Raw genomic sequence first — 25,947 nt, 5'->3', positions numbered from 1 at the left:
GATAGCGGTAGCTGCTTGATTATGCGGAATAATGTCTATACTTGCATAGTCAATGCAGCTATTACTAAATCTAATATTATATGATACTATCTTTTCATATCGAGTACCGCACAAGTTGGGGTGAAGAGGTCAGAGTCTTAGGATCTATTCTTGAACTGGGTAACAATCAGCCTGGTAAAGCCATACCTTTACAAACAGTGGATGGCATTCACTGGACTTTAGATGCGGACATTCAAGCGCCTGAAAACGGCATCGTACAATACAGTTATCACATTTATCGCGACGGCAAAGATACACGTACGGAGTGGAACAGCCTTCCCCGCACGCTCTATGTATCGGCTGACAAGAAGAAAGTCTACCGCCTGCAAGACTGCTGGAAGAATCTGCCCGAACAGCAATACTTCTACACGTCTGCTTTCACGGAGTCCCTGCTTGCACATCCCGAACGTAGCGCCGCTCCAAAGAGCCACAAGAAAGGATTATTGATCAAGGCGTATGCTCCATGCATCGACAATGAGCACTGTCTGGGCATTTGCGGCAACCAGAAAATTCTGGGAGATTGGGACGCGGATAAAGCCGTTCTGATGAGCGACGCCAACTTCCCGGAATGGCAGGTTGAAGTAGACGCCTCGAAAATCAGCTTCCCGCTGGAGTATAAATTCATCCTTTATAATAAGAAAGAACGTCGTGCCGTGGCATGGGAGAACAATCCCAACCGCTACATGGCCGATCCGCAGATAGGCGCTAACGAAACACTGGTGATCGGTGACCGTTACGTTTACTTCGCCCTACCCGACTGGAAAGGCGCCGGAGTAGCCGTGCCCATCTTCTCGCTGCGCTCCGAAAAGAGCTTCGGCGTAGGTGACTTTGGCGACCTGAAACAGATGATAGACTGGGCTGTGCTTACCCGCCAGAAAGCCGTACAGATATTACCTATCAACGACACCACCATGACACATACATGGACAGATTCTTATCCGTACAACAGCATATCCATTTATGCGTTCCACCCCATGTATGCCGATCTGAAACAGATGGGTACGTTGAAGGACAAAAAGGCAATGGAAGAATTCAACAAACGGCAGAAAGAGCTGAATGCCCTGCCTACCGTAGACTATGAAGCAGTAAACCAGACAAAATGGGAGTTTTTCCGCCTGATATACAAACAAGAAGGCGAACAAGTTCTGGCATCCGATGCCTTCCGGAAGTTCTTCGAGAACAACAAAGAATGGTTACAGCCATACGCTGTGTTCAGCTATCTGCGCGATGCCTACAAGACACCTAATTTCCGCGAATGGCCGAAATTCACAGAATATAAAGCAGAAGAAATAGAAAAGTTATGCCAGCCGGAATCTCCCGACTATCCGCATATCGCCATCTACTTCTTCATCCAGTTCCACCTGCACCTGCAACTGCTGGCTGCAACGGAACACGCACGAGCCAATGGTGTAGTACTGAAAGGTGACATTCCTATCGGTATCAGCCGCAACAGCGTAGAAGCATGGACAGAACCCTACTACTTCAACCTGAACGGACAAGCGGGTGCACCACCCGATGACTTCTCCGTGAACGGTCAGAACTGGGGCTTCCCTACTTACAACTGGGACGTAATGGAGAAAGACGGTTATTCCTGGTGGATGAAGCGTTTCCGCAAGATGTCGGAATACTTCGACGCCTACCGTATCGACCACATCCTGGGCTTCTTCCGTATTTGGGAAATCCCGATGCATGCCGTACACGGACTGCTGGGTCAGTTTGTTCCCGCCCTGCCGATGACGCGCGAAGAAATAGAAGGCTACGGAATGGCATTCCGCGAAGATTTCTTTACGAAACCCTATATCCATGAATACTTCCTCGGACAAATGTTCGGCCCGCATACTGATTATGTAAAGCAGACCTTCATAGAGCCTACGGAAACATGGGAAATATATCGCATGCGTCCCGAGTTCGACACACAGCGCAAAGTAGAGGCTTACTTTGCCGGAAAGACGGACGAAGACAGCATCTGGATACGCGACGGACTGTACGCATTAATCAGTGATGTACTGTTTGTGCCCGACCGCGAAGACCCGCACAAATTCCATCCACGCATCGGGGTGCAACACGATTATATCTACCGTGCCCTGAATGATTGGGAGAAGGCGGCGTTCAATCGTTTGTACGATCAGTATTACTATCATCGCCACAATGAGTTCTGGCGTGAACAAGCCATGAAGAAGTTGCCGCAACTGACGCAATCCACCCGTATGCTGGTATGTGGCGAAGACCTCGGCATGATCCCCGACTGTGTAGCTTGGGTGATGAACGACCTGCGCATCCTTAGTCTGGAGATACAGCGTATGCCGAAAGATCCTTCACAGGAATTCGGACATCCGGACTGGTATCCGTACCGCTCGGTTTGCACCATCTCTACGCATGATATGTCTACGCTGCGCGGCTGGTGGGAAGAAGATTTCCAGCAAACTCAACGGTACTACAACAGCATGCTGGGACATTACGGCGCTGCACCTGCCGTTGCCACTCCGGAACTTTGCGAACAAGTGGTACGCAACCATCTTTACAGCAACTCTATCCTGTGCATCCTCTCTCTGCAGGACTGGATGGCTATGGACGAAAAATGGCGCAACCCCAATGTACAGGAAGAGCGCATCAACGTGCCTGCCAATCCCAGACACTACTGGCGCTACCGCATGCACCTGACGCTGGAACAACTGATGAAAGCGGAAAGCCTGAACGAAAAGATTAAAGGATTGATAGAACAGACGGGACGGAAAGGATAAAATCCCTGAAATATAACAATAGAAAAGGCGCTCTTAATGGGCGCCTTTCCTATTACAGATTGTTCCATTCTTGTTTCACCTAATTGGAACAGTTGTTTCAGTTAACTGAAATCATAATTCCACTTAACTGAAAGTTTTGTTCCTCCTAACTGGAAGCGTTGTTCCTCTTGACTGGAAGCGTCATCTCACTTAACCGGATCTACAACGCCCTCAACAGGTTACTATTATGCTTAGCGGGAACGCAAATCACCTTCAAGCTTTCCTGTTTTTTCCTGCAAAAAGAGGATTTCCGCTTGTTTATCAAAACTATACTTTTTATACTCATCATAGGTTAGCATCATGTCCGGCCAGAAAGTCTTTGCACGCTTATCCTTTCCCGATAGGAATATCTGCATCGAATTAGAAATAGACCCTTCCACTCCGGTATAAGGTAGTTTGAAAAGCGTCTGCTCCATAAAAGTATTCGGAGCCTGACCGCTGGGAATGCCTACCACTGTGGCGCCCATCTTCCACAACATAAAAGCATAGTGAAATGCAGCACTGAAAGTCCGCTCGTCCGTCACCACAAAAATCTGCTTTGGAGTATACACCGGAGCACCCTGCTGCGCGCGCAACTCTTCCTTCACACTACTTACATCCATCTATGAACTGCTGCCGCAAAGTATCGAGCGGAGTAGCATCATCCTCTTCTTCCTCACTAAAGGTGTAATCACCGAAAGCATAATGAGTTCCGCGCTTTTTATTGAATTCCTCCAGAGTTGTCTCCAACTTATTCATATAGAGAGGAGAAACAATCCGGTAATATTCAGTCTTCATATCCGTCTGCAAATATCTATCACCATAAAGCTGATACAAAGTGGCAAGGACAATGGGAGTCCAGCCGCCGCTATTGCCGCGAAGGTCGATAATGAGATATTCCGAATGATTCTTTTTCATCTCTTTCAGCATCGCACCAAAGGTTCCCGAGAACGAAGGTAATTCGCGGATGGCTTGTAAAGTGTCCGCAGGCATTTCTGTTTTCAAAACCTGCTGATAATAGAATCCAAGCTGCCGAAGCAAATCACCCTTCATATACTGGTACATATATTCAAAGTTATCACGCGCCATTATGCTGTTTACCTTGAACATCATCACCTGCTGCTGCTCGTCAATGTAGCGATAAGCCATTTGTTCGGTAGGGCATCCGTCCCAAGACGGCAGACTTGCTTTTTCAACCTTTTCCAGTTCGGCTCTTTCCATAAAAGGCAATTCAAGAATTACCTCCTTTCCGTCCGGCATACGCAGATTGAGAGAAATCGTATCTTCCAAATCCGGTAACAATTGTCGCAAGAATTGCTCTCCCGATACATGGCGACAGAAAATAGAATAACGGTTATATTGATTCTCGCACGCAAAAAGATTAGCCGTACGCGCTAACAGCTCGTCCAGGCTCTTGTCGTTGATTTCAACAAGAAGACTACCCAATAAATCTTTATGCGAAGCCGGAAGCGTTTGCACAATCACCCCGTCGGGAATACACCTCAAACCAAGAAGTTGAAAACGTTGTTGCTGTTGCTGCTTGGGTGCAAGAGGACGAAGATAAGTGTGCCCATCCTGAATGGAAGAAAGGAAAGCCATCGACTTATTCCAGAATTGCTGAAGGGTGTGGGGCTGACTTCGCAACTCATTCTCCAACTCGAATGCTTGTTTATGGAAGAAAACCTTTCCACCGAAACCTGTGTACGGATCGGGATGCGTGACTTCAAGTTGCTTCACCAGATACCGGAAATCGGTTGCAAGAGAGTCGCCATTTACCTTGTCCTGTGCCGGGAGAGAAACGCAGACGAAGGCGAACAAAAGAAAGCAATACAAGTGTTTCATGTCTTGTCTTTTTTAGTTGTTGCCACAAATATACCTGTTTTCTTTGTTTGCTGGCAGGTTATTCTTATTTTTGTTGCGCATCGATTATTCTATATTGATTATGAACAGTTATATATTCCTTGAAAATGTCCGATTCTTTGCCTATCACGGCGTAGGTGAACAAGAACGCATAGTGGGTAATGAATTTGTCATTAACCTGAGGTTGAAAGTCAATATTGCCCGTGCAGCCGAAACGGACGACGTGACGCATACCGTGAGCTATGCCGATGTATACGAAAATGTGAAGTCCGAAATGGAGATTCCATCCAAACTGTTGGAGCATGTTTGCGGGCGGATCGTGAAACGGTTGTTCCGTACATTCCCTGCTATCAAGGGTATTGAGCTGAAACTTGCCAAGCGCAATCCGCCTATGGGAGCGGATATGGATGCGGCAGGGGTGGAGGTGCACTGCGAGAGAACTTAAGCTGAATTATTTCGCAAGAAATGCTTTGTATACAAATATCACTCTGCAGTGTATCACCCGGACAAAACAGCAAAGATTAAGGAAGAGTGGGTTGAAAACAATAAGGTAAACGGTGAAAAGGACGTTCTCAAATCCAAAAATATCATGTTTTTTACGGAATGAAATCCGTAAAAAACATGATATTTTTGGATTTACGTTTATTATCTATTATCTTTGTTTTCATAAATAAAGCTATAAGAGTATGATAACAAGAATATTAGAAGAAAGTATCCGGAATAAGTTGGGGCAAGATAAAGCAATCATCATTATGGGAGCACGCCAGGTAGGTAAAACGACCTTGTTAAAACACTTATTCAAAGGAAAAGAAGATGTATTATGGCTCAACGGAGACGAACAAGATACCCGTGCACTTTTTGAGAGTATTTCAGCAACCCGCCTGAAGTATATCTTCGGAAATAAAAAAACCGTTATCATTGACGAAGCACAACGCATCGAAGACATCGGAATAAGACTCAAACTCATCACCGACCAACTGCCTGGCATACAACTGATAGCGACCGGAAGTTCTTCCTTCGACCTCGCCAACAAAATCAATGAACCGCTGACCGGAAGGAAATGGGAATATAAAATGTATCCCCTCTCCTTTGAAGAGATGGTAAATGTTCACGGACTTATGGACGAAAAAAGACTACTTCCCCACCGACTGGTATATGGATATTACCCGGACGTAGTGAATCATCCCGGCACGGAAATCGAAATACTGAAACAACTTTCCGACAGTTATTTATATAAAGATATTTTAGACTGGGAACACATCAAAAAAGCCGATAAAATAGTGAAACTATTGCAAGCCCTTGCTTTCCAGTTGGGTTCAGAAGTTTCATACAATGAGTTAGGGCAACTATGTGATTTAGACCCAAAGACGGTGGAACGCTATATAATTCTACTGGAACAGTCATATATCATCTTCCGTTTAGGTTCTTTCAGCCGGAATTTAAGAAACGAGTTAAAGAGTAGCCGAAAAATATACTTCTATGACAATGGCATCCGCAACGCAGTCATCGCCAATTTTGCATTAGCCGAAACCCGTCCCGATATCGGAGCCTTATTCGAAAACTTTGTAGTATCGGAACGAATGAAGTTCTTGCATTACCACCACCTGTGGTATAATACATGGTTTTGGCGCACTACTGCCATGCAGGAAATTGACTTCATCGAAGAAGGCAACGGGCAACTGACAGCTTATGAGTTTAAATGGAATCCCAAGAGAATCGCCAAAGTTCCAAAAACATTCACTAACAGTTACCCGAACGCCACATTCAAAGTTATCACACGAGATAATGTAGAGGAGTTTCTATTGTAACATCACCTACCGCCGGTTATTACAGAAGTAACTACCGGCAAATACTTCTTTAGCCGTCAGGAATGTGTAAAACCAGAGCTAAGTCATCCTCATGAAGGAATACGTAAGTTGCTGACTGGATGAATGGTTGGTGTTCCACCTTGCTCAGTCGTAGTGGAACGCTCATTCAGTCGTTATGGGAAATGCTTTCTGTCGTTATGGGAAATAGGTTCAGTCGTTATGGGAATGTACCTCTGTTATTATGGGAGCATCCCCCGATGCGGACTTGGATGCGACTCACTAAATAAATATTTACCTCAAAACCCTACAGAAACGAGCAAAATCATACTCTGCCGATTATCCCCTATTGTAATACTTTCATTCTGTCACTTTGCATTTTTAGCCTGCTGAGAGCGCCGTATTTCCGTGTCGATGCCCGCAAAATTGAAAATACGCCACTAAAAAATGATAAGTGGCAGACTATAAGATGGATATCGAAATCACTACATTTATTTTAGAATGAAATGCTCCCTAAACAGCACACTTATAACCCTAAACCAGATGCAAATAAGTACATTTTCAGAATGCCGTAACCCTTTTGCCCAAATGTAGTAACCCTTTTACCCAAATGCCGTAACCCTTTTGCCTAAATGTAGTAACCCTTTCACCCGGAAGTAGTAATCCTTTCTGCATAAACTGCACCGAAAAGCGAAAGAATATGCAATAGTGGTGCATTATTATCCTTTCTTTATTTACAAAATTCTCTGGAACGTAAATTTGTAAAAAGGCGTAAGTCAGGAAAAAGAAGAATGCTGTGTTATTCTGCTATGAATACTAATATAATAGTGTCATTACGGATATGCGTAGTTTCTCTCTTTCGGGGCGGTAATGAGTCAAATGACAAGCAGTACTATCTCAATTATAATACAGCATGGTAATTCATAATTTATAATTACGAAGCTCCGCTTCGCTAAATTCCCATTTATACTACGAATTAATTCTGATTGACTACTTATATAAATAATTATTCATACCTTTGCTGCCGACAAAGCAACCTACCTTATGACAAACCTAAAAATAACAGCAACGGTATTTACCATTTTATTACTAGTCTTTTCCTGTTCACACAAAAGCGAAACAGAAACTTTATTCTCACATGCCGATGCATTGATGGAGGAACATCCCGACAGTGTACTCCGATTATTGGATTTACCGCCGGAAGAAATAGAAGAACTTTCCGACAATGAATGCGCGCGTTATGCACTGCTACTTGCACGTGCAACGGATAAATGCAAACAATCTCTGCTACCTTGCGACTCACTGCTGAATGTAGCATTAGAGTATTATGACGATGACGAGAAAGAAAAAGCAGTAGCGTTGCTTTATAAAGGAAGACTGGCGGTAGAAATGGAAGAGGAAAAAGAAGCTATCTCATATCTTCAGGAAGGATTGACCATCATACAAAATTTTCCGAAAGAGCTTAAAACCAAAAGCCTGTTCCTCAGCTCATTAGGAAATCTCTACTTTGATGCCGGATATTATGACGAAGCTATAGAAATGTACGAAGCTATGTATCAATGTTCCATCACAGAGCTGGATAAATCAATAGCCCTCAACAATATTAGTACATATTACTGCTTAATAGATGAAAAGGACTCCACACTCATGTTCCAGCATAAAGCACTAAATTATGCTATCTCTTCGGGAGATTCTCTACAGATTGCAATGTCTAAGCACAATTTAAGTTTGGAGTTTGATAGTTTTGATGAACTTGATTCTGCCTTATTTTATGCACAAAGTGCCCTTAAAGAACTACCTAAAAAGGAGAATCATGGAAATTATTATAGTAATCTAGGATATTTAATTTTTAAAACAGGAGGAAATAAAGACTCAGCCCGTCATTATTTGAATAAAAGCCTAGAAGGATTATCTATTGAAGGCAAGTCTACATGTTTAAATAATTTATACAACCTTGAAAAAGAAAACGGAGATTACAAGACAGCAAATATTTATTTAGAAGAACATGCCGCCATCATAGATTCTCTATATTACATGGAGCAGTCAACTGAAATACAACAGTTGATTTATGAATACAACACTAAAATGAGAGTAAGAGAGGAACAAATAAAAGGAAATCGCATTGTACGAAGCACTGCCGCAGGCTTTATACTAATTAGCCTCCTAATTATACTTGTCTATCAAAATCGTATTAATCGAAAGAAACGTATTCAACTCCAATACAAACAATCATTAGAGCAAACACAGAATAAATTATCTTCTCTACAAGGTACAATTGAAAATAATCAATTAATAATTGACTTATTACACCAAGAGCAGAATAACTTAAAGCAAGAACAAGAAAATAAAAAAAGGCAAATAGAAGAAAGAGAGCAAAGTATAGCTGACTTAAAGAAAGAAAAGCAACGACTACTTAACTGGTTATTGGAGCAAAGCAATATTTATAAGAGAGTGATTACTCTTTCAAAACAAGCTGTTTCGAATAAAAAAGCAATGAAAGTGTTGACCACAGCCGAGCAAGAACAATTAAAAAAGACCATATTTGAAATATACCATGATTACATATCTTTCCTTCAAGAAAAATATTCCAAATTGACAGAAAGCGATTTATTATACCTCTGTTTGCAGGAAACCTCTCTTGATTCGCAATCCATCGCTATTTGCTTTGGTTATAGCGATACACATCCTCTCAATCAGAAAAAATATAGAATAAAAGAAAGAATGATTGAAGAAGAAAGCAAGATGTGATTACCACTTTTATTATCTTCCTATTTATCAATACATTACATTTCTATAGTGTGATTACAAAAATGCATTTATGATAATTGTTTGCCCTAACTTTGCAGCCGTAAACAATTAATTAAATATAGAAATGAAAACAAAAGTATTATTGATTCTATTATCGGTATTATTCATTATACCAGTGAATGCAATGCCATACAAAAGACATCGGCACAAAGTGAAGGCCCATATTATTAGTTTTCAAGAAAAAGCTACCACTCGCAGCCCTTTATTTTTTAACCTAACCGCTGATGAAGTAGATAATACCTTAATTATTACTTTCCAATCCTCTTTAGAGGAAGCAGACATTTACGTGACTGATAAGAATGGAAAGACGGTTATTTCTGAAACACAAACCTCCATTTATGAAGGAAAGACAGTGAGTATTCCTGTACCGGAAACTTATCCCTATACTATAGAGATAACTTCACCCGCTATGGATATAACAGGAGAAATCACACAAGAAGAGATTTAATTTATCAATAACGATAAATTGATTCTCACTAACTAAACGATGAGAAATCAATTATATACATTAACCAATTAAATAACTAAAAATGAAATTTAAAAGTATTATTTCTATTGCATTACTACTATTATGCATTTCGTGCTCTAATGATGAAACATTAGAAAACACAAGTAATTCCAAAGACTTGGAAGTGGTGAGTTTAAACGACTTTATCAACAATGGCAACACGACAAGATCCAGTAACGTAGAGAACCAAGCTGTTTTGAGATTTAAAGATTACAATGTTTACCAAGAGACTTTGAATAAACTGCAAGAAATGAGTCTGGAACAGAAGGAAGCATTCTTCAATGATTTGGGATTTAAAGGTGCTTACTCATCGTTAAAAGAAGCTGATGACGAGTTAGACAAAATTTTCGATATTGAAGATGACAATGCTTTTCTTGAAGCATACAAGGAATTCAAAGATAAATATGAGGATACATACCTCTTTAATACAGAAAATACGTATGATTTATCTCCGTATCTTCCTTTTACAGATGCTAAACTCGAACTCTTGGGTAGTAATCAAGGCTATCTGATTATAGGTAATGAAGTCATTGCACCGAATAACGATGTGCCGAATTATAAACAAGACGCAATGAGTGTAAGTACGCGCGCTGGAGTCCCGTCTACTAATCCTACATGGAAAGCACTTGTGGGAGATGTGCTTGGTGTAACAATTAAGAAAGGGAAATATAGAAGTGATATTAGCCTTGGTATTGACGAATATGGCAATATTTTTATGGTACGAGCTGCCTCACAGAAAAAAAAGAAACTATGGAGCAGAAGACACCCTACAAACTATGAAGCAGACTTATGGGTAGAAGGAGGTCATGTTCATATTTCGTTAGCAAATAATGGTAGTAGTAGCCCTAAAAAAGAGCCAGTTGCAATAAATGCAAGACAATACAGCAAGAGAAATGTAAAATGTGCATTCAGAAATTTCACAACCGGATGTTGCGAAGGAGAAGTTGGAAACGTAGATTTTACTGTATATATACCATAAATAAAACTCACTTCAGGAAATAAATGAGAATATAATCATAGATTTCCGAAAACATACTCAATACTATGGTTTTTACGGAGCAAAATTCGTAAAAACCATGATATTTTTAATTTATTAGTAAACCTGGCGAACAAAGAGAGTTAAAAATGAAAGCTTAACTAACAAAAGAAAGTAAAGAGAAAAGTCTAATTAAATATATTTCTAGACTATTTTATTACTCTACCTTTGCCGCCATAAACCAATAAAACAAGTTCAAGATGAAAACAAAAACTTTATTCATGATGAGAAAACTATTCGCTACAATTTGCCTACTGTGTATGATATCTTCATTATCGTACGCACAAAATTTCAGATACGGCTTTACTGGCGGTGTCAATTTAAGTAAACCTATGGGAGACATAGAACCCCAATGCCAAGCAGGACTTCTCTTGGGAGCCAAAGGAGAACTAGGAATACCGTCCGTTACAAAAGGTTTTTATACCGAATTCGGATTACATCTGTCCGCAAAAGGTTACAAGTATGAATACGGAACTAATGGAAGGTATTTTACAGAGAATCTCAACTATTTAGTTGTTCCTATCCATATAGGATATAAAATAGAATGCAGTAAATCGGTTTCACTTTTCGCCAATGTAGGTCCATATGCCGGAGTAGCATTGTGGGGCAAAGAGAAATCTTATAGAGACGGGAAGAAGTTTCACACTGAAAGTGACATTTTCAGTGGCGAATATGGGTACAAAAGATTCGATTGGGGATGCGGATTCAATGTGGGCGTAGAGTATGCAAAACATTTTCAACTCTCATTCGGAGCTGATTGGAGTTTAATGAATGTATCTAAAGCTAAAGACTATACATACAAAAATAGAAGTTTCACTTTCTCTTTGGGATATATATTGTAAACACACTTCAATCCCAAATCCCGATATATCATGTTTTTTGCGGAATTAACTCTGCAAAAAACATGATATATACAGAAAGTCGTCCTTATTTTTGTTATAACTATCCGAAAGCTTCACATAGAAAAGGGGGGAAGGACTTTCCGATGTGAAGTCCTTCTCCCCTTTTTTATTCTTATCGGAGAACTTACTTTATCCTCTCTTTTTCTTCCGCTTTTTTGCAGATTCCACAGCCTCGGCAACCACCGGTTTGTTTTCAAATCGTTTGGTGTAGCCGGTGTAATCTGGAATAGTGCGTTCATACGTTGGATCAACGAATAGCGGGCTTGAAATAATATGGTCTGCCGTACTGCGATTACAGCAGAAAACGATATTCTCAACACCGGCAAGACGAGTCAGCGCTTTCACATCCGTATCGTGCGGCTGCAACGTCATAGGATCAGTGAAGAAAAAAAGATAATCAATCTCGCCATCCACAATGCGGGATCCCATTTGCTGATCACCACCCAGGGGACCGGATTTCAGAATGGTAAAATCCCACTCAACATCGGGATGCTTTTCCTTAAGAGCCTCAAGAATAAGAGTTCCCGTAGTACCTGTACAGTAAAACTTGTGCCCCATAAGCAATTCGGAGTTCCAGAGAACCCACTCGATGAGGTCTTTCTTCATGGCGTCGTGCGCCACCAATCCAATCTTTCTAACTAATTTTATCATAAGCCAATACCGTTTAAATAATAAACAATCGGTAAAAAGAAAAAGCTATAATTGCGAGAAAAATTTCTTTCCACGTAAATAATACTGCGCCAAGATACTGCTTTTTGTCCATTCCGGTATCACGGAAAGGGAAGTTTTTTTCAGGTTCTCTTCACGTGCAGGAGTAAAAGAAGAACGTAACAAACGATATTCACGCCGTGCACGAAGCACTGCCAATGCATTGGGGAACTGTAGTTTAAGTATAAAACTCAATGCAGCTATATAGTCAAGAACTGCACGGGTACGCATCACGGAAGCAAAATCCCGGGATGGCAGGTTCTTGTAGAGCATGACAAGATTATTACGAAAATTAAGGAAAGTCTTTCGGGGATTTTCTTTCTTCAGCGTAGCACCGCCTACATGGTAAACCACACTTTGCGGCACACAGGCAATCTGCCGGCCACGTGCACGAAGCCGCCAGCAAAGATCGATCTCTTCCATGTGGGCAAAAAAACGTCCATCCAGTCCACCGGCTTCACGATAATCTTTCAAGCGGATAAACAAAGCTGCACCTGTAGCCCAAAAGACGGGAATGATAGTGTCGTATTGTCCCTTATCCTCTTCTACCACACCCATAATCCGACCGCGACAGAACGGATAACCGTAACGATCAAGAAAACCGCCCGCCGCACCGGCATACTCGAACATCTCCTTCCGCCTCCAACTGCGTATCTTCGGCTGGCAAGCCGCTGCTTCAGGATGAGCATCCATATAGCCAATCAGTGGCTGAAGCCAATGTTCCGTCACTTCCACATCTGAATTGAGAAGTACTACATACTCGGCATCGACCTCTTGCAATGCCATATTATAACCATCAGCGAAACCTTGATTTTCTTCCAACAGAATCAATCGGACGGTAAGGAATTCACGACAAAGCATATCAACAGATGCATCCGTAGAACCATTATCAGCAACATACACTGCCGCACCGTCCGCCTCGGAAAAGCGTACTACGGAAGGAAGAAACGAGCGGAGCATATCGCACCCGTTCCAGTTTAATATGACAACTGCTATCTTATTCATGTTGTTTCTTCAAATCTTCCCGTGTGAGTTTCCACCGTTTATGCGACCAGAACCAATAAGCAGGAGCACGGCGAATGGTTTGCTCCAAGCGACGCACAAATAGTTCGGTTATTTCTCCCTCGGCAGTTTGCTTCGGGGTTTCAGTCAACAGATCAAAGTATGCTTTGCAATATCCTCTACCCTGTTTTTCCAATTCGCAATAAAAAACAGGATAATTCATCATTCTGGCAATACGTTCACCACCATCCATAAACACGGTATCCTGATTCAGGAAAGTAGTCCAGTGATGGGCTTCATTGCGATTGGGAGACTGATCGGTAATCAGTCCGATCACTACATGCTTCCCTTCACGACGCAACCGGATCACTTCGCGGGCAGTGGAATGTTTCGGTACATTATAGCCGCCATGACGGGCACGGATGATCTTAAACATTTCATCCATATATTTGTTTCGCAAAGGTTTATACACTTGCAAGGGTACATCTTCCGGCTTCATGAAGGCTCCCATCGCCGTCAGCCACTCAAAATTGGCATAATGAGGAATGAGTACAACAATGCCTCCATGTTTTTCAAGCATGCCGAGATATTCTTCAGTATTACCATATTCCATACGGCGGGAAAGATCTTCGAACGACATACGCATCATCTTTATTTCTTCCAGCATGTAGTCGCAGATATAGTGATAAAACTCACGCTCAATCTCGCGCAGTTCAGCCTTGGATTTTTCGGGAAAAGAGTTCTTCAGATTCTTACGAACTACCTTCCGACGGTAATGCACCAAATGACGCATCAGAAAATAAAACCCATCGGACAAGATATAAAGTGCCCGGAAAGGAAGCAAAGCCAAAAGCCACATGCCGGCGTAAGTCAGCCAGTAGACAAGTTTCGATTTCATACTTTTCTTATACCTTATTATAATAGCACAGTTCCCTGCAATGCGGTTCCGTCTTCATTAAAATCGCCTAAACGAACAGACACCACCTGATTATCCAATGTATCATTGTGGGGAACCTCCACCCGGATATAGTTAGCAGTGAAGCCATGCATAGGAGTTCCCGGCTTGGAACGTTCCAACAACACAGGCAGGGTTTGTCCGATATGACGGGCATAGAATGCATGCGTCTTTTCGTCCGAAAGTTCCAACAGGCGCTGACTCCGACGGTGTTTTTCCTCGGGAGTTACCACATGGTCTATCTTTAATGCCTGCGTACCCGGACGTTCGGAGTAGCTAAACACATGAAGCTGGGTCACATCCAGGCTTTTGATAAATTCGTAGGCCTGCTCAAAATATTCATCCGTTTCACCACGTGTACCCACAATCACATCCACGCCGATAAAGGCATCGGGCATCACTTCTTTCACTTTCCGCACTTTGGAAGCGAAAAGTTCCGTATCATATCGTCGGCGCATCAGCTTCAGCACTTCGTCACTACCGGACTGCAACGGAATATGGAAATGAGGCATGAAACTGCGGGAATGAGAAACAAATTCTATAATCTCATCAGTCAGCAAATTGGGCTCTATGGAGGAAATACGGTAACGTTCGATACCTTCCACCTCATCCAGCGCCTTCACCAGATCGAAGAAAGTTTCTCCGGTGGTTTTACCGAAATCCCCGATATTGACACCTGTCAGCACAATTTCCTTTCCTCCCTCAGCTGCTGCCTGGCGCGCTTGTTCCACCATGGATGCAATTGTTCCGTTGCGACTCCGCCCGCGGGCGAAAGGAATAGTGCAGTAGGAGCAGAAATAATCGCAACCATCCTGTACTTTCAGGAAATAGCGGGTACGGTCGCCACGTGAGCAGGACGGTGCAAACGAATGGATATCTTTCAGCGCCGAAGCATAAGCTTCTCCCGACTCATTCTTTTGCAGGTTGCCGAGATATTGAAGCAAGTCTTTTTTCTGTTCGGCACCAAGCACCACATCCACCCCCTCAATCTTTGCAACGGTTTCGGGTTTCAACTGGGCATAACATCCGGTCACAACCACGAAAGCCCCCGGATGCTGCTTCACCAGGCGATGGATAGCCTGGCGGCATTTCTTATCCGCCACTTCCGTCACCGAGCAAGTGTTCACCACACAGATGTCCGCTTTCTCCCCTTTACGTGCCGTACGCACACCTGCATCCCGCAAAATCTTACCGATAGTAGAGGTTTCCGAGAAGTTCAACTTACAACCTAATGTATAGTAAACCGCTGTCTTATCTTGAAATATATTGGTATCAATCATATCTATTCTAAACACATTTCTGCTACAAAGTTACATATAATTATTAGATTTTTCCTACTTTTGCACAAATCATCAATTTTCGTGCAATGATACAAGAGAACTTTATCAAACTCTACGAGCAGAGTTTCCGTGAAAACTGGGACCTTCCTTGCTATACCGATTACGGTGAAGACGAGAGTTATTCCTATGGACAAGTGGCGCAAGAGATAGCTAAATTGCACTTGCTATTCAAACATTGCAGTCTGCGCCGGGGCGACAAAATTGCTATTATCGGTAAGAACAATGCCCGTTGGTGCATCGCTTATATGGCCACCATCACTTACGGAGCTATCGTTGTTCCCATTCTTCAGGATTTTAATCCGAATGATGTACATCATATCGTCAACCACTCCGAGTCTGTTTTCCTCTTTACGAGCGATTCCATCTGGGAACATCTGGAAGAAGAACGCCTGACCGGATTGCGTGCCGTATTCTCCCTTTCCGATTTCCGTTGCCTGCATCAGCGCGACGGTGAAACAATCAATCGTTTCCTCAAACACCTGGATGAAGAAATGCACATAACTTACCCGAAAGGTTTCCACCGGGAAGACGTGCAGTATACCACTCTTTCCAATGATAAGGTAATGCTGCTGAACTATACCTCGGGCACCACCGGTTTCAGTAAGGGCGTGATGCTGACAGGAAACAATCTCGCAGGAAATGTCACTTTCGGTATCCGCACCGAATTATTGAAAAAGGGAGATAAAGTACTCTCCTTCTTACCCTTGGCTCACGCCTACGGTTGCGCTTTCGACTTTCTTACGGCTACTGCCGTGGGTACTCACGTCACACTTTTGGGCAAAGTCCCCTCTCCAAAGATTCTGATGAAAGCCTTTGAAGAGGTAAAACCCAGCTTGATTATTACCGTGCCACTCGTTATCGAGAAAATCTATAAGAATGTCATTCAGCCCATCATAAATAAAAAGACAATGAAATGGGCGCTCAGCATTCCTTTGCTCGACGGACAAATCTATGGGCAAATCCGGAAGAAACTGATAGATGCTCTGGGCGGACGTTTCAAAGAAGTCATTATCGGCGGTGCTGCCATGAACCCGGAAGTGGAAGAATTCTTCCATCGCATCAAGTTCCCGTTCACCATCGGCTATGGCATGACGGAGTGTGCGCCGTTAATCAGTTACGCTCCCTGGAACGAATTCATCCCGACTTCTTCCGGGCGAGTGCTCGACATCATGGAAGCCCGTATCTACAAAGAAAATCCGGAGGTAGAAATCGGTGAAATCCAGGTACGCGGCGAAAATGTAATGACAGGTTATTATAAGAATCCGGAAGCCACTAAAGAAGTCTTCACCGAAGACGGCTGGCTACGTACCGGTGACTTGGGTAAACTGGATGAAAAAGGAAACCTTTATATTCGTGGCCGCAGTAAGACCATGATCCTGAGTTCCAGCGGACAAAACATCTTCCCCGAAGAAATCGAGGCACGGCTCAACAACCTGCCTTTCGTACTAGAAAGTCTTGTTATCGAACGCAATAAAAAACTGGTAGCTTTAGTCTATGCAGATTACGAAGCTTTGGATTCCCTGGGACTGAACCAAGAGGAAAACCTCAAAACCATCATGAACGAGAACTTGAAGAACCTGAATAGCAGTGTGGCCAGTTACGAGAAAGTCAGCCAGATTCAGCTCTATCCTACCGAGTTTGAGAAAACTCCTAAAAGGAGCATCAAACGCTACTTATATAACAGTATTGCAGAAGATTAGTATGTTATTAAACATACAAAAAGTAGTCAAAAGGGGCTAACCTCCAAAAAAAACATAAAAAAAGTTGGGATTTGGAGAACAACATATCGAAAAAGTACATACCTTTGCAACGTTTTAATAAAGCAATTGATTGTATTACGTTTTTAAAAAGCAAAGAAAATGAAAAAATTAGTTTTGATGGCTGTAGCTATCGTAGCAGTATCTTTCGCATCTTGTGGTAACAAACAAGCTGACGCTGAAAAAGCAGCAGCAGATTCTATCCGTATTGCTGATTCAATCGCAGCAGTAGAAGAAGCAGCAGCCGCAGCAGCTGAGGCAGCCGCAGCAGCTGATACTGTAGCAGTAGATAGCGCAGCAGTTGTAGCTGAATAATTTCAGAACAACACACTGAGAGAATTGAAAGTCTGACGTGCAAAAGCACGAACAGACTTTTTTTATGCCCTTTTGTTTCCTTAGCCCTACAACATTATTTCTTATACTTCTTTTCTTTTTTTGTTTCAAATAATGCCTATCTTTGCCTTAAAACACTAAATAATAATATTATGAAAATAAAACTGTCAGACAAACTAAAGTACATAGCCAAAGAGTATAAGTTAGGTGATTTCGTCCGCAATCTCATCGCCGTAGTATTAGGCATCATTATCACCTTTGTTGGAAGTGACTGGATTTCAGAACGAAATACCCAAAAAGAAGTTGAGAAGTCTATACAGTTGGTTAAAAGCGAACTAATTCTAAACAGAGAAACATTGAAGGAGATGGGAAGCAGAGTAGTATTCGAACAAAATGCCGCACGATATCTGTTTGAACATAAAAACAAGAAGGATGAAATCTCTCAAGACTCTGTGAAACAATATTTACCTGTTATTTTTCAATGGAGTAAGTACACATTCATCAATGATGCCATGGAAATGCTCAAAACATCTTCACTCATCCAAAAGATCAAGAATAAGGAACTTTCCCTGCAAATTATAAAAGCATACGGAACAATCAAAACCGCAGAATCCTCTTTCGAAATGTATAAGGAGTACAAAAAACAGGCACAAGATGAATTCAATGCCAATCCCCAAGTAGCTGCTTGCTTTTACAACCAAATAAAAAAAAGAGAAAAAGTTGAATACTCTGAAGAAAATGACCTGTCGGAAGAACTTTACCTGGTACTCACTTTACCAGAAGGCTTAGGTCTACTCCAGACCATGCCCAATATCCTTAATCCCAAAACTCATTTTTTTGCCAGTATAGAAGAACTTGATGAAACCATTGCAGCAATTGACAAGGAGTATAAGTAATCCTGCACAAACCAAAGGAACAAATACAATCACAAAGTATTGATAATAAAAAAATAGCCACCCAACTTATAAAAACTTATACGACTATAGAGAGGGCTTACAAAACAGCTACATCCTATAAAAACAACAAAATGAACAGAGGAGTCCGGAAGGAACTACCTTAATAAAGAGCATTTATGATACCCACTCGAATCCTGTCCAAATATACGGTCAATATTTACAAGCCATTGATAAAGCAGTAGCTGCCATTGAGAAAGAATATGAGTAAGTAAAACAAAAAAGCCGGCTCCTTTTCGGAAACCGGACTTTTTCTATATATGAAGTATTCAATTATGCTTCTTCAGCAACAACTTCGAAAGGAATCTCTACAGAAACTTCCTTGTGTAACTTAACGATAGCTTTGTACTGACCAACTTCTTTCACAGCATCTTTTACAACGATGATCTTACGGTCAATTTCATGACCTAACTTAGCCAATTCATCTGCAATCTGGATGTTACCAACAGAACCGAAGATAGTACCGGTTGAGCTAACTTTAGTAGCGATCTTCAAAGATACGCCTTCCAATTTAGCTGCCAATGCTTCAGCATCCTTCTTGATTTTTTCCAATTTGTGAGCACGTTGCTTCAAATCTTCAGCCAACATTTTCTTTGCAGCAGGAGAAGCAATCACAGCTTTACCTGTCGGGATGAGGTAGTTACGACCATAACCAGACTTAACAGTTACGATGTCGTTCTTATAACCCAAGTTTACAATGTCTTCTTTCAATATAATTTCCATACTTTCCTCCTCCTATTATTTCATCATGTCAGTTACATAAGGCAGCAATGCCAAGTGACGGGCTCTCTTTACAGCTTGAGCTACACGACGTTGGAACTTCAAAGAAGTACCGGTGATGCGACGCGGAAGTATCTTACCTTGCTCATTCAAGAATTTCTTCAAGAATTCAGGATCCTTATAGTCGATATACTTAATACCACTCTTTTTGAAACGGCAATATTTTTTCTTCTTAACGTCCACTGACGGCGGAGTTAAATATCTGATTTCTGATTGAACTTGTGCCATGATTAATCCTCCTTTTTAGTTGATTTAACACTTCTTCTCTTCGCAGCGTATTCAGCAGCGTACTTGTCTTGCTTGAAAGTCAAGAAACGGATAACGCGCTCATCACGACGGAAGTTAAGCTCTAACTTGTCAATTACAGTAGGGTCTGCATTGAACTCAATCAGCTGATAGAAACCAGTTGACTTCTTCTGGATAGGATATGCCAGTTTTTTCAGTCCCCAGTTTTCCTCATTTACGATCTCAGCACCTTCAGCAGTAAGGATGCCTTTGAATTTTTCTACCGCTTCCTTCATCTGAACATCAGACAAAACGGGAGTTAAAATGAAAACGGTTTCGTATTGATTCATACTTGTTTAATTAATGAATTAATAATTCGTTTAAAAATTTGCGGTGCAAAGGTAGGGATTTTATTTTGATCTACAAACATTTAATGTTTTTTTGTGCCCGAAGGTAGGATTTATCATAGAAGTGACTTACCTTTGCAAAGTTGTTTAAACAATAATTTCATGATCGAGCAATTTAACTTTGACATCCGGCTGATTTTTGCCATCCTGAACGGTAAAGTTTCCGCTGCAATCAACCGAAAACTGTCCCGCAACTTCCGCCAGAACGGTTTGGAGATTACTCCGGAACAGTGGACTGTCCTCATCTTTTTGTGGGAAAAAGACGGAGTGACGCAACAAGAGTTGTGTAATGCAACTTTTAAGGATAAGCCCAGTATGACGCGCCTGATTGATAACATGGAACGTCAACATCTGGTAGTCCGCATTTCTGATAAAAAAGACCGCCGCACCAATCTTATCCACCTCACCAAAGATGGAAAAGAACTGGAAGAACGCGCACGGGTAATCGCTAACCAAACTTTGAAAGAGGCATTACACGGTATCACCGTAGAAGAGCTGAGCATAAGCCAGGAAGTATTAAGAAAAATATTTTTCAATACGAAAGACTGAAATAAATGAAGAATGAAGAATGAGGAATGAGGAGGTTCAGGCAAAAGATGTGGTATTCAGCCTCATTTTTCATTCATCATTCTTCATTCTTTATTAAAATATGGTTTTTTTGCAAAAATAATTTCGCTTGTTAAAGAATTATGCTTTTCTTTGTGACAAGAATATAATAATCTATTAAAATACACACACATGAAAGGTTTATTAAAAAATCTGGGCTTGATATTAGTCTTGGTGGGAGCTGTAATCTTGGTTGCATGTTCCTTTACCGGTAATGTAAACAACAATACCATTTTAGGAACATCAGCTGTCCTGTTGGTATTGGGATTGGTTACATACATTATCATCAATAAGAAATTGGCAGACTAATCGTCAGAAAAAGAATAAAAAAAGGCGGTTGCTTTGATAGCGACCGCCTTTTTTATTCTTAAGCAAGGAGTCTATCAAGACTCCGGTTCCGGTGTAATCAACTTATATCCCTTTCCGTGGATGTTGATGATTTCAATGGAAGGATCTTCTTTCAGATGCTTACGCAGCTTCGTGATATACACATCCATGCTACGTGCATTGAAGTAGTTATCATCAATCCAGATGGTCTTCAAAGCAAAGTCACGCTGTAGGATTTCGTTAGCATGAGCACAGAGCAAACCCAAGAGTTCAGACTCTTTCGTAGTCAGCTTCGTCTGCTTTTCAGGCGTTGACAAAATCTGTTTCTGTGTATCGAAAGTAAACATACCGATCTTGTAGATATTACTCTCTTTGTTCTTCTTTCCACGTACACGTCTCAGGATTGCTTCAATTCTGAAGGTCAGCTCTTCCATGCTGAACGGCTTGGTGATGTAATCATCCGCACCGATTTTAAAGCCTTCCAGAATATCTTCTTTCAGTGTCTTTGCGGTCAAGAAGATGATGGGAATTTCGGCATTTGCAGCACGCACTTCCTGAGCCAAAGTGAAACCATCTTTCTTCGGCATCATCACGTCAAACACACACAAGTCATATTTATTCTTCAGAAAAGCTTTGTATCCAGCTTCGCCGTCGGGATATAACTCCGCAGAATAACCTTTTGCCTGTAAATATTCTCTTAAAAGCATGCCAAGATTTTCATCATCTTCGCACAATAAAATACGCAGTTTCTCGTCCATATCATTAATTTTTAAGTAAAGGTAATGCAATAATAAATTTAGTTCCAACGTTTAGTTCACTCTCTGCCCGGATGGTTCCCTTATGGTCCATAATAATCTTCTTCACATAAGACAATCCTAATCCAAAGCCTTTCACATCGTGCAGATTACCTGTATGCACGCGGTAGAACTTTTCAAATATCTTTTTCAAATTTTCTTTCTTAATACCTATACCGTTATCCTGAATAGAAATCATCAGCTTTCCCGGTTCATTCCAGGTCTTCACTTTCAATTCCAAATCCGCATCCGGTCTCTTATACTTCACCGCATTATCCATCAGATTGAAAATCACATTCGTAAGATGCATTTCATCTGCAAAGATATTCGGGTCTGTTGCGTTCAGTTCCGACTCTATATTACCGTTATAACGCTCCACCTTTAAGGTGAATGTATTAATAACACCTGTAATCAATTCATTGGCATCCAGTTCCTTCATTTTCAAAGTAGCCTTTTGCTTGTCGAACATCGACATCTGGAGCACCTTCTCCACCTGGAACCTCAACCGTTTCGTCTCATCATTGATGACCGTCGATATATGCTGGAACATGGCAGGCGACTTACCCACTGCAGGGTCTTTCAACATCTGCGCCGCCAGCGAAATGGTCGATATCGGCGTTTTAAACTCATGCGTCATATTATTGATAAAGTCATTCTTCATCTCCGTCAGTTTCTTCTGGCGGAACACGATATAAATCGTGAAGATAAACGTAATCAGCAACACAAAGGTGAATATCATCGACGGTATCATAAAGTTGATCGAGTCGAAAATATAATCTCTTTTGCCCGGAAAATGTATCTTTACGATACTCATACGGGCAGGTGGATCATTCAGGAACAAAGGCTGGGAGTAAGAATACTCGCTACCTTCATCGACATAGTCCGAACAACGGTATACTTCCCGTCCATCCCGGTCGATCACCTTAAAGTGATATTCCAGATCAATGCCATTATCTACCAAGCCCGACTTTAAGTACTGATCCAGATTCTTAAAGTTGATGCGTTCCTCAATCGGCTTGCTACTTGCCGTATATAACATCTGCAAGGCAACTTCATCCAACAAACCACGCTGGTACACATAACGTTCTTTCATTAAATCGATTTGTGTACGAGCTGTTTTAGGAATCGTCTTAGCGCCATGCTTACGCGAAATCATCGCTCTCGGCAGCTCTGACGGCTTATTTGTGATCGTCTGAAGTTCCATGGCCGAATACTTGGAACCATCCGGCGACGTCACCGTAAACCGTTGTGTTTGCACCAATGCCTGCCCTTGCTCAGTCAATTCCCACGCTCTCTTTTCTGCCTCAGAGATGTCTTCCCGCAACCAACGGGCAACCTCAGCGGACTCTACTTCTTTAGAAGCAGCCATCAGTCCACGCTTCACAGATTCATCAAATTGCTCGTTACGCATCTTTACCATCTTCTCTATGTAGCTGATTTGCAGATACAAGAGGCTGAGGAAAGATAACCCCATAACGATACCTAATATCCATATTGTTGACTTCTTCATAGTCACAAAATTAACACTCCCTAATTAACACTCCTAACCTATTAACCTGATTTAACCGCAAGTTCTCGTAAATTAACCGAAAAGAGTTTTTTAAGTTGCATTACGAGCATTATAACAAATCAGCGTGTGTTTGGTTTGCAAATTTAATAAAAAATTAATCATTCTCGTTCACATTTACGCATGTTCTTAATCAGTGTTAATAAAAAAGCCATTACCCCTCGTTCTGAGGGAGTAACGGCTTTAACAAATTATAAAAACAGACGAAGTGAAGTCTTTTATTCTTCAGCTTGCTTAGCTTCGAACTCCTTAACCAACTTATCTTGTACATCACTTGGAACAAGTTCATAGCTGGCAAATTTCATGATAAACGAAGCACGTCCTCCTGTCAAAGAACTCAAGGCTGTGGAGTAAGATGCCATTTCCTTCAAAGGTACTTTAGCACTCAGCTTTTCATAACCGGCTTCACTACTCATACCCATAATCATGGCACGGCGTCCCTGCAAGTCACCCATCACATCACCCATTCTATCCGACGGAACAAATACTTCCACATCATAAATAGGTTCAAGGATCTTCGGTCCTGCATTCTTGAATGCTTCACTAAATGCATTACGGCCGGCCAACATGAAGGAAATTTCATTGGAGTCTACCGGGTGCATCTTACCATCATACACGATAACACGTACATCACGAGCGTACGAACCGGTCAACGGACCTTGTTCCATACGAGACATGATACCTTTCAGGATAGCCGGCATGAAACGCGCGTCAATAGAACCACCTACGATACTATTAATAAATACCAATTTACCGCCCCATTCCAATGGGATTTCTTCGGTACCTTTCACGTTCATCTTAAACTCCTGCGCACCAAACTTATAAGTATCAGGCAGCGGCATACCTTCGTAATAAGGTTCTACAATCAGATGCACCTCACCAAACTGGCCTGCACCACCCGATTGTTTCTTATGGCGATAGTCTGCACGAGCCGCCTTTGTAATGGTTTCACGATACGGAATTCTCGGTTCCTCATATTTGATTTGCAACTTTTCATTATTCTCCAAACGCCATTTCAACGTACGCAAGTGGAATTCACCCTGTCCGTGAACAATAGTCTGGCGCAATTCCTTGGACTGCTCTATCACCCAAGTCGGATCTTCCTCGCGCATACGGTTCAATATGGCCATCATCTTTTCCGTATCGGCCTCATTCACGGGTTTGATAGCACGGGAATATTTTGAATTGGGATATTTGACAAAGTTGAAACGGTTTTCAGTACCCTTACCATTCAGAGTATTACCTGTATGCACATCTTTTAATTTCACAGTACAACCGATATCACCGGCCACCATTTCTTCCACCTTAATACGGTTGGCACCTGCACAGGCATAAATCTGAGCGATACGCTCTTTCGAACCACGGTCGGCATTCGTAAAATCTTCACCTTCGTGCACTTTACCGCTCATAACCTTGAAGTATTGAACGTCACCGATATGAGGTTCAACAGCGGTCTTGAAGAAATAGAGAGAAGTAGGTCCATTCGGATCCGGTTCCACAACCTCGCCACGGGTATTGTGTACGGGCGGCATCTCGTTTACAAACGGAACCACATTACCCAGGAATTCCATCAAACGACGCACACCCATATCTTTACCTGCACAAACACAGAATACGGGGAACATGCCACGTGAAGCCAAACCTTTACGGATACCCTCGCGCATTTCGTCTTCTGTCAGTGAATACTGTTCAAAGAATTTCTCCATCAGGCTTTCATCGTGTTCAGCAGCAGCTTCTACCAATGCTTTATGCAGTTCGGTTGCTTTTTCCAATTCCTCTGCAGGAACATCTTCAATGGTGGGTGCACCACCTTCGGGGCCCCACGAATATTTTTTCATCAAAAGTACATCAATCAACGAATTAAAGTTCGGTCCGGTAGCCAACGGATATTGCACGGGAACTACCTTCGAACCATAAGCAGACCTCAACTGCTCCAGTACCATATCATAATCACACTTCTCATGGTCAAGCTGGTTCACCAGGAAAATCACCGGTTTGCCTAACTTTTCTGTATATCGGAAATGATTTTGGGTACCCACTTCAGGACCATATTGGCCATTCAGAAGTAATATTGCAGTATCGGTAACATTGAGTGCTGTCATGGCAGCTCCAACAAAGTCATCACTTCCCGGACAGTCTATAATATTAAGTTTTTTACCGTTCCACTCCACATGGAAAACGGTGGAAAACACAGAATAGCCATATTCTTGCTCCACCGGGAAGTAATCGCTGACTGTATTCTTGGCAGTAATTCTGCCGCGACGTTTTATAATACCACTCTCAAAGAGCAGCGCTTCTGTGAGAGTGGTTTTACCCGAGCCATCATTGCCAAGCAGGGCAATGTTCTTAATTTCATTCGTCTGATATACTTTCATGATATATAAGATTTAAAATGAATAACTCAGTATGCCTTCGCATACCCTTAATTTTTGTGAGGCGCAAATTATGAATTTATCAAAAGAAAAGCAATAAATCG

The 25,947-nt window shown here is 41.8% G+C and carries 24 protein-coding genes; 12 read left to right on the top strand and 12 right to left on the bottom strand.

The features are described 5' to 3' along the window. The first annotated feature begins 80 nt into the window (after window positions 1–80). A complete protein-coding gene (locus tag BN161_RS12025; RefSeq protein WP_044266402.1) occupies window positions 81–2,780 on the top strand; it encodes a 4-alpha-glucanotransferase in 2,700 nt (899 codons plus the stop codon). Window positions 2,781–3,010: 230 nt separating this feature from the next. On the opposite strand, the gene BN161_RS30500 is transcribed toward BN161_RS12025, so the two are convergent. Both BN161_RS30500 and BN161_RS12020 read right to left on the bottom strand, forming a co-directional pair. After that, window positions 3,011–3,421: a hypothetical protein gene (locus tag BN161_RS30500; protein ID WP_244436479.1), complete on the bottom strand. Its 411-nt coding sequence runs from the start codon at window positions 3,419–3,421 to the stop codon at window positions 3,011–3,013. Beyond that, window positions 3,408–4,640 (bottom strand): S41 family peptidase, encoded by a 1,233-nt coding sequence (locus BN161_RS12020; RefSeq protein WP_244436478.1) that lies wholly within the window; start codon window positions 4,638–4,640, stop codon window positions 3,408–3,410. Before BN161_RS12020 ends, BN161_RS30500 begins: the two co-directional genes overlap by 14 nt. Window positions 4,641–4,740: 100 nt before the next feature. Here BN161_RS12020 and folB point away from each other — a divergent pair, with 100 nt between their 5' ends. From folB to BN161_RS11985, 6 genes are all read left to right on the top strand, one after another. Then, window positions 4,741–5,103, top strand: coding sequence for a dihydroneopterin aldolase (folB, locus tag BN161_RS12015; RefSeq protein ID WP_044266468.1), 363 nt, complete (start codon window positions 4,741–4,743; stop codon window positions 5,101–5,103). A 241-nt stretch (window positions 5,104–5,344) separates the two neighbouring features. Next, entirely contained in the window at window positions 5,345–6,466 is a 1,122-nt protein-coding gene (locus BN161_RS12010) for an ATP-binding protein (RefSeq protein ID WP_044266400.1), read from the top strand. Between the two features lie 1,041 nt (window positions 6,467–7,507). Next, complete coding sequence (locus BN161_RS12005; protein WP_044266399.1) at window positions 7,508–9,211, top strand: tetratricopeptide repeat protein; 1,704 nt, start codon at window positions 7,508–7,510, stop codon at window positions 9,209–9,211. A 124-nt stretch (window positions 9,212–9,335) separates the two neighbouring features. Then, window positions 9,336–9,719, top strand: a complete 384-nt coding sequence (locus BN161_RS12000; protein WP_044266397.1) for a DUF3244 domain-containing protein — start codon at window positions 9,336–9,338, stop codon at window positions 9,717–9,719. An 82-nt stretch (window positions 9,720–9,801) separates the two neighbouring features. Beyond that, a complete protein-coding gene (locus BN161_RS11995; protein ID WP_044266394.1) occupies window positions 9,802–10,758 on the top strand; it encodes a DUF4848 domain-containing protein in 957 nt (318 codons plus the stop codon). Window positions 10,759–11,015: 257 nt separating this feature from the next. Beyond that, window positions 11,016–11,657: a porin family protein gene (locus BN161_RS11985; RefSeq protein WP_074435129.1), complete on the top strand. Its 642-nt coding sequence runs from the start codon at window positions 11,016–11,018 to the stop codon at window positions 11,655–11,657. Between the two features lie 189 nt (window positions 11,658–11,846). Here the strand turns inward: BN161_RS11985 and BN161_RS11980 are convergent, their stop codons facing one another. The 4 genes from BN161_RS11980 to mtaB are packed head-to-tail and all read right to left on the bottom strand — an operon-like array spanning window position 11,847 to window position 15,662. Beyond that, on the bottom strand, window positions 11,847–12,368 hold the full coding sequence (locus tag BN161_RS11980) for a methylglyoxal synthase (RefSeq protein ID WP_044266388.1): 522 nt from the start codon (window positions 12,366–12,368) through the stop codon (window positions 11,847–11,849). 45 nt (window positions 12,369–12,413) lie between these two features. Further along, on the bottom strand, window positions 12,414–13,430 hold the full coding sequence (locus tag BN161_RS11975; RefSeq protein ID WP_044266386.1) for a glycosyltransferase family 2 protein: 1,017 nt from the start codon (window positions 13,428–13,430) through the stop codon (window positions 12,414–12,416). Further along, a complete protein-coding gene (locus BN161_RS11970) occupies window positions 13,423–14,325 on the bottom strand; it encodes a lysophospholipid acyltransferase family protein (RefSeq protein WP_044266383.1) in 903 nt (300 codons plus the stop codon). The genes BN161_RS11975 and BN161_RS11970 overlap by 8 nt, the downstream gene beginning before the upstream one ends. A gap of 17 nt (window positions 14,326–14,342) precedes the next feature. Beyond that, window positions 14,343–15,662, bottom strand: coding sequence for a tRNA (N(6)-L-threonylcarbamoyladenosine(37)-C(2))-methylthiotransferase MtaB (gene mtaB / locus BN161_RS11965; protein WP_044266380.1), 1,320 nt, complete (start codon window positions 15,660–15,662; stop codon window positions 14,343–14,345). Between the two features lie 86 nt (window positions 15,663–15,748). On the opposite strand from mtaB, the gene BN161_RS11960 reads away from it, so the two are divergent. The 3 genes from BN161_RS11960 to BN161_RS11950 all read left to right on the top strand — a co-directional run bounded on the left by BN161_RS11960 (window position 15,749) and on the right by BN161_RS11950 (window position 18,708). After that, complete coding sequence (locus BN161_RS11960; protein WP_044266377.1) at window positions 15,749–17,422, top strand: long-chain fatty acid--CoA ligase; 1,674 nt, start codon at window positions 15,749–15,751, stop codon at window positions 17,420–17,422. Between the two features lie 159 nt (window positions 17,423–17,581). Next, a complete protein-coding gene (locus BN161_RS11955) occupies window positions 17,582–17,794 on the top strand; it encodes a hypothetical protein (RefSeq protein WP_007218925.1) in 213 nt (70 codons plus the stop codon). Between the two features lie 170 nt (window positions 17,795–17,964). Continuing rightward, on the top strand, window positions 17,965–18,708 hold the full coding sequence (locus tag BN161_RS11950) for a hypothetical protein (protein WP_044266375.1): 744 nt from the start codon (window positions 17,965–17,967) through the stop codon (window positions 18,706–18,708). A 330-nt stretch (window positions 18,709–19,038) separates the two neighbouring features. On the opposite strand, the gene rplI is transcribed toward BN161_RS11950, so the two are convergent. Genes rplI through rpsF form a run of 3 tightly spaced genes read right to left on the bottom strand, consistent with a single transcriptional unit; the run spans window position 19,039 to window position 20,120 of the window. Further along, window positions 19,039–19,488 carry a 50S ribosomal protein L9 gene (gene rplI, locus BN161_RS11945; RefSeq protein WP_044266373.1) on the bottom strand — a complete coding sequence of 150 codons (450 nt, stop codon included), beginning with the start codon at window positions 19,486–19,488 and terminating at the stop codon, window positions 19,039–19,041. 15 nt (window positions 19,489–19,503) lie between these two features. Then, window positions 19,504–19,773 carry a 30S ribosomal protein S18 gene (gene rpsR / locus BN161_RS11940; RefSeq protein ID WP_007210278.1) on the bottom strand — a complete coding sequence of 90 codons (270 nt, stop codon included), beginning with the start codon at window positions 19,771–19,773 and terminating at the stop codon, window positions 19,504–19,506. A 2-nt stretch (window positions 19,774–19,775) separates the two neighbouring features. Continuing rightward, a complete protein-coding gene (rpsF, locus tag BN161_RS11935; protein ID WP_007210277.1) occupies window positions 19,776–20,120 on the bottom strand; it encodes a 30S ribosomal protein S6 in 345 nt (114 codons plus the stop codon). 159 nt (window positions 20,121–20,279) lie between these two features. On the opposite strand from rpsF, the gene BN161_RS11930 reads away from it, so the two are divergent. Next, complete coding sequence (locus BN161_RS11930; RefSeq protein WP_044266371.1) at window positions 20,280–20,726, top strand: MarR family winged helix-turn-helix transcriptional regulator; 447 nt, start codon at window positions 20,280–20,282, stop codon at window positions 20,724–20,726. Window positions 20,727–20,915: 189 nt separating this feature from the next. Next, the gene (locus tag BN161_RS29820; RefSeq protein WP_167332524.1) at window positions 20,916–21,092 is read left to right on the top strand and encodes a hypothetical protein; all 177 of its coding nucleotides are present in this window, start codon (window positions 20,916–20,918) and stop codon (window positions 21,090–21,092) included. Window positions 21,093–21,166: 74 nt separating this feature from the next. Here the strand turns inward: BN161_RS29820 and rprY are convergent, their stop codons facing one another. The 3 genes from rprY to BN161_RS11915 form a co-directional block, all read right to left on the bottom strand. Beyond that, complete coding sequence (rprY, locus tag BN161_RS11925) at window positions 21,167–21,868, bottom strand: response regulator transcription factor RprY (RefSeq protein WP_007210274.1); 702 nt, start codon at window positions 21,866–21,868, stop codon at window positions 21,167–21,169. Window positions 21,869–21,872: 4 nt separating this feature from the next. Next, window positions 21,873–23,414 carry a sensor histidine kinase gene (locus BN161_RS11920; RefSeq protein WP_044266368.1) on the bottom strand — a complete coding sequence of 514 codons (1,542 nt, stop codon included), beginning with the start codon at window positions 23,412–23,414 and terminating at the stop codon, window positions 21,873–21,875. Window positions 23,415–23,689: 275 nt separating this feature from the next. Next, a complete protein-coding gene (locus BN161_RS11915) occupies window positions 23,690–25,846 on the bottom strand; it encodes an elongation factor G (RefSeq protein ID WP_044266366.1) in 2,157 nt (718 codons plus the stop codon). Between the last annotated feature and the right edge of the window lie 101 nt (window positions 25,847–25,947).

This window comes from Bacteroides timonensis (genome assembly GCF_000513195.1).
GTDB classification, from domain to species: Bacteria; Bacteroidota; Bacteroidia; order Bacteroidales; family Bacteroidaceae; genus Bacteroides; species Bacteroides timonensis.
Note: the sequence above shows the minus strand (reverse complement) of the source record. Positions and strands in the feature narration are given on the sequence as shown.

Excerpts from the sequence above, each read along its gene's own strand:
- BN161_RS12025 (WP_044266402.1), top strand. The coding sequence starts at position 81 with ATGATACTATCTTTTCATATCGAGTACCGCACAAGTTGGGGTGAAGAG.
- BN161_RS30500 (WP_244436479.1), bottom strand. The coding sequence starts at position 3,421 with ATGGATGTAAGTAGTGTGAAGGAAGAGTTGCGCGCGCAGCAGGGTGCT.
- BN161_RS12020 (WP_244436478.1), bottom strand. The coding sequence starts at position 4,640 with ATGAAACACTTGTATTGCTTTCTTTTGTTCGCCTTCGTCTGCGTTTCT.
- folB (WP_044266468.1), top strand. The coding sequence starts at position 4,741 with ATGAACAGTTATATATTCCTTGAAAATGTCCGATTCTTTGCCTATCAC.
- BN161_RS12010 (WP_044266400.1), top strand. The coding sequence starts at position 5,345 with ATGATAACAAGAATATTAGAAGAAAGTATCCGGAATAAGTTGGGGCAA.
- BN161_RS12005 (WP_044266399.1), top strand. The coding sequence starts at position 7,508 with ATGACAAACCTAAAAATAACAGCAACGGTATTTACCATTTTATTACTA.
- BN161_RS12000 (WP_044266397.1), top strand. The coding sequence starts at position 9,336 with ATGAAAACAAAAGTATTATTGATTCTATTATCGGTATTATTCATTATA.
- BN161_RS11995 (WP_044266394.1), top strand. The coding sequence starts at position 9,802 with ATGAAATTTAAAAGTATTATTTCTATTGCATTACTACTATTATGCATT.
- BN161_RS11985 (WP_074435129.1), top strand. The coding sequence starts at position 11,016 with ATGAAAACAAAAACTTTATTCATGATGAGAAAACTATTCGCTACAATT.
- BN161_RS11980 (WP_044266388.1), bottom strand. The coding sequence starts at position 12,368 with ATGATAAAATTAGTTAGAAAGATTGGATTGGTGGCGCACGACGCCATG.
- BN161_RS11975 (WP_044266386.1), bottom strand. The coding sequence starts at position 13,430 with ATGAATAAGATAGCAGTTGTCATATTAAACTGGAACGGGTGCGATATG.
- BN161_RS11970 (WP_044266383.1), bottom strand. The coding sequence starts at position 14,325 with ATGAAATCGAAACTTGTCTACTGGCTGACTTACGCCGGCATGTGGCTT.
- mtaB (WP_044266380.1), bottom strand. The coding sequence starts at position 15,662 with ATGATTGATACCAATATATTTCAAGATAAGACAGCGGTTTACTATACA.
- BN161_RS11960 (WP_044266377.1), top strand. The coding sequence starts at position 15,749 with ATGATACAAGAGAACTTTATCAAACTCTACGAGCAGAGTTTCCGTGAA.
- BN161_RS11955 (WP_007218925.1), top strand. The coding sequence starts at position 17,582 with ATGAAAAAATTAGTTTTGATGGCTGTAGCTATCGTAGCAGTATCTTTC.
- BN161_RS11950 (WP_044266375.1), top strand. The coding sequence starts at position 17,965 with ATGAAAATAAAACTGTCAGACAAACTAAAGTACATAGCCAAAGAGTAT.
- rplI (WP_044266373.1), bottom strand. The coding sequence starts at position 19,488 with ATGGAAATTATATTGAAAGAAGACATTGTAAACTTGGGTTATAAGAAC.
- rpsR (WP_007210278.1), bottom strand. The coding sequence starts at position 19,773 with ATGGCACAAGTTCAATCAGAAATCAGATATTTAACTCCGCCGTCAGTG.
- rpsF (WP_007210277.1), bottom strand. The coding sequence starts at position 20,120 with ATGAATCAATACGAAACCGTTTTCATTTTAACTCCCGTTTTGTCTGAT.
- BN161_RS11930 (WP_044266371.1), top strand. The coding sequence starts at position 20,280 with ATGATCGAGCAATTTAACTTTGACATCCGGCTGATTTTTGCCATCCTG.
- BN161_RS29820 (WP_167332524.1), top strand. The coding sequence starts at position 20,916 with ATGAAAGGTTTATTAAAAAATCTGGGCTTGATATTAGTCTTGGTGGGA.
- rprY (WP_007210274.1), bottom strand. The coding sequence starts at position 21,868 with ATGGACGAGAAACTGCGTATTTTATTGTGCGAAGATGATGAAAATCTT.
- BN161_RS11920 (WP_044266368.1), bottom strand. The coding sequence starts at position 23,414 with ATGAAGAAGTCAACAATATGGATATTAGGTATCGTTATGGGGTTATCT.
- BN161_RS11915 (WP_044266366.1), bottom strand. The coding sequence starts at position 25,846 with ATGAAAGTATATCAGACGAATGAAATTAAGAACATTGCCCTGCTTGGC.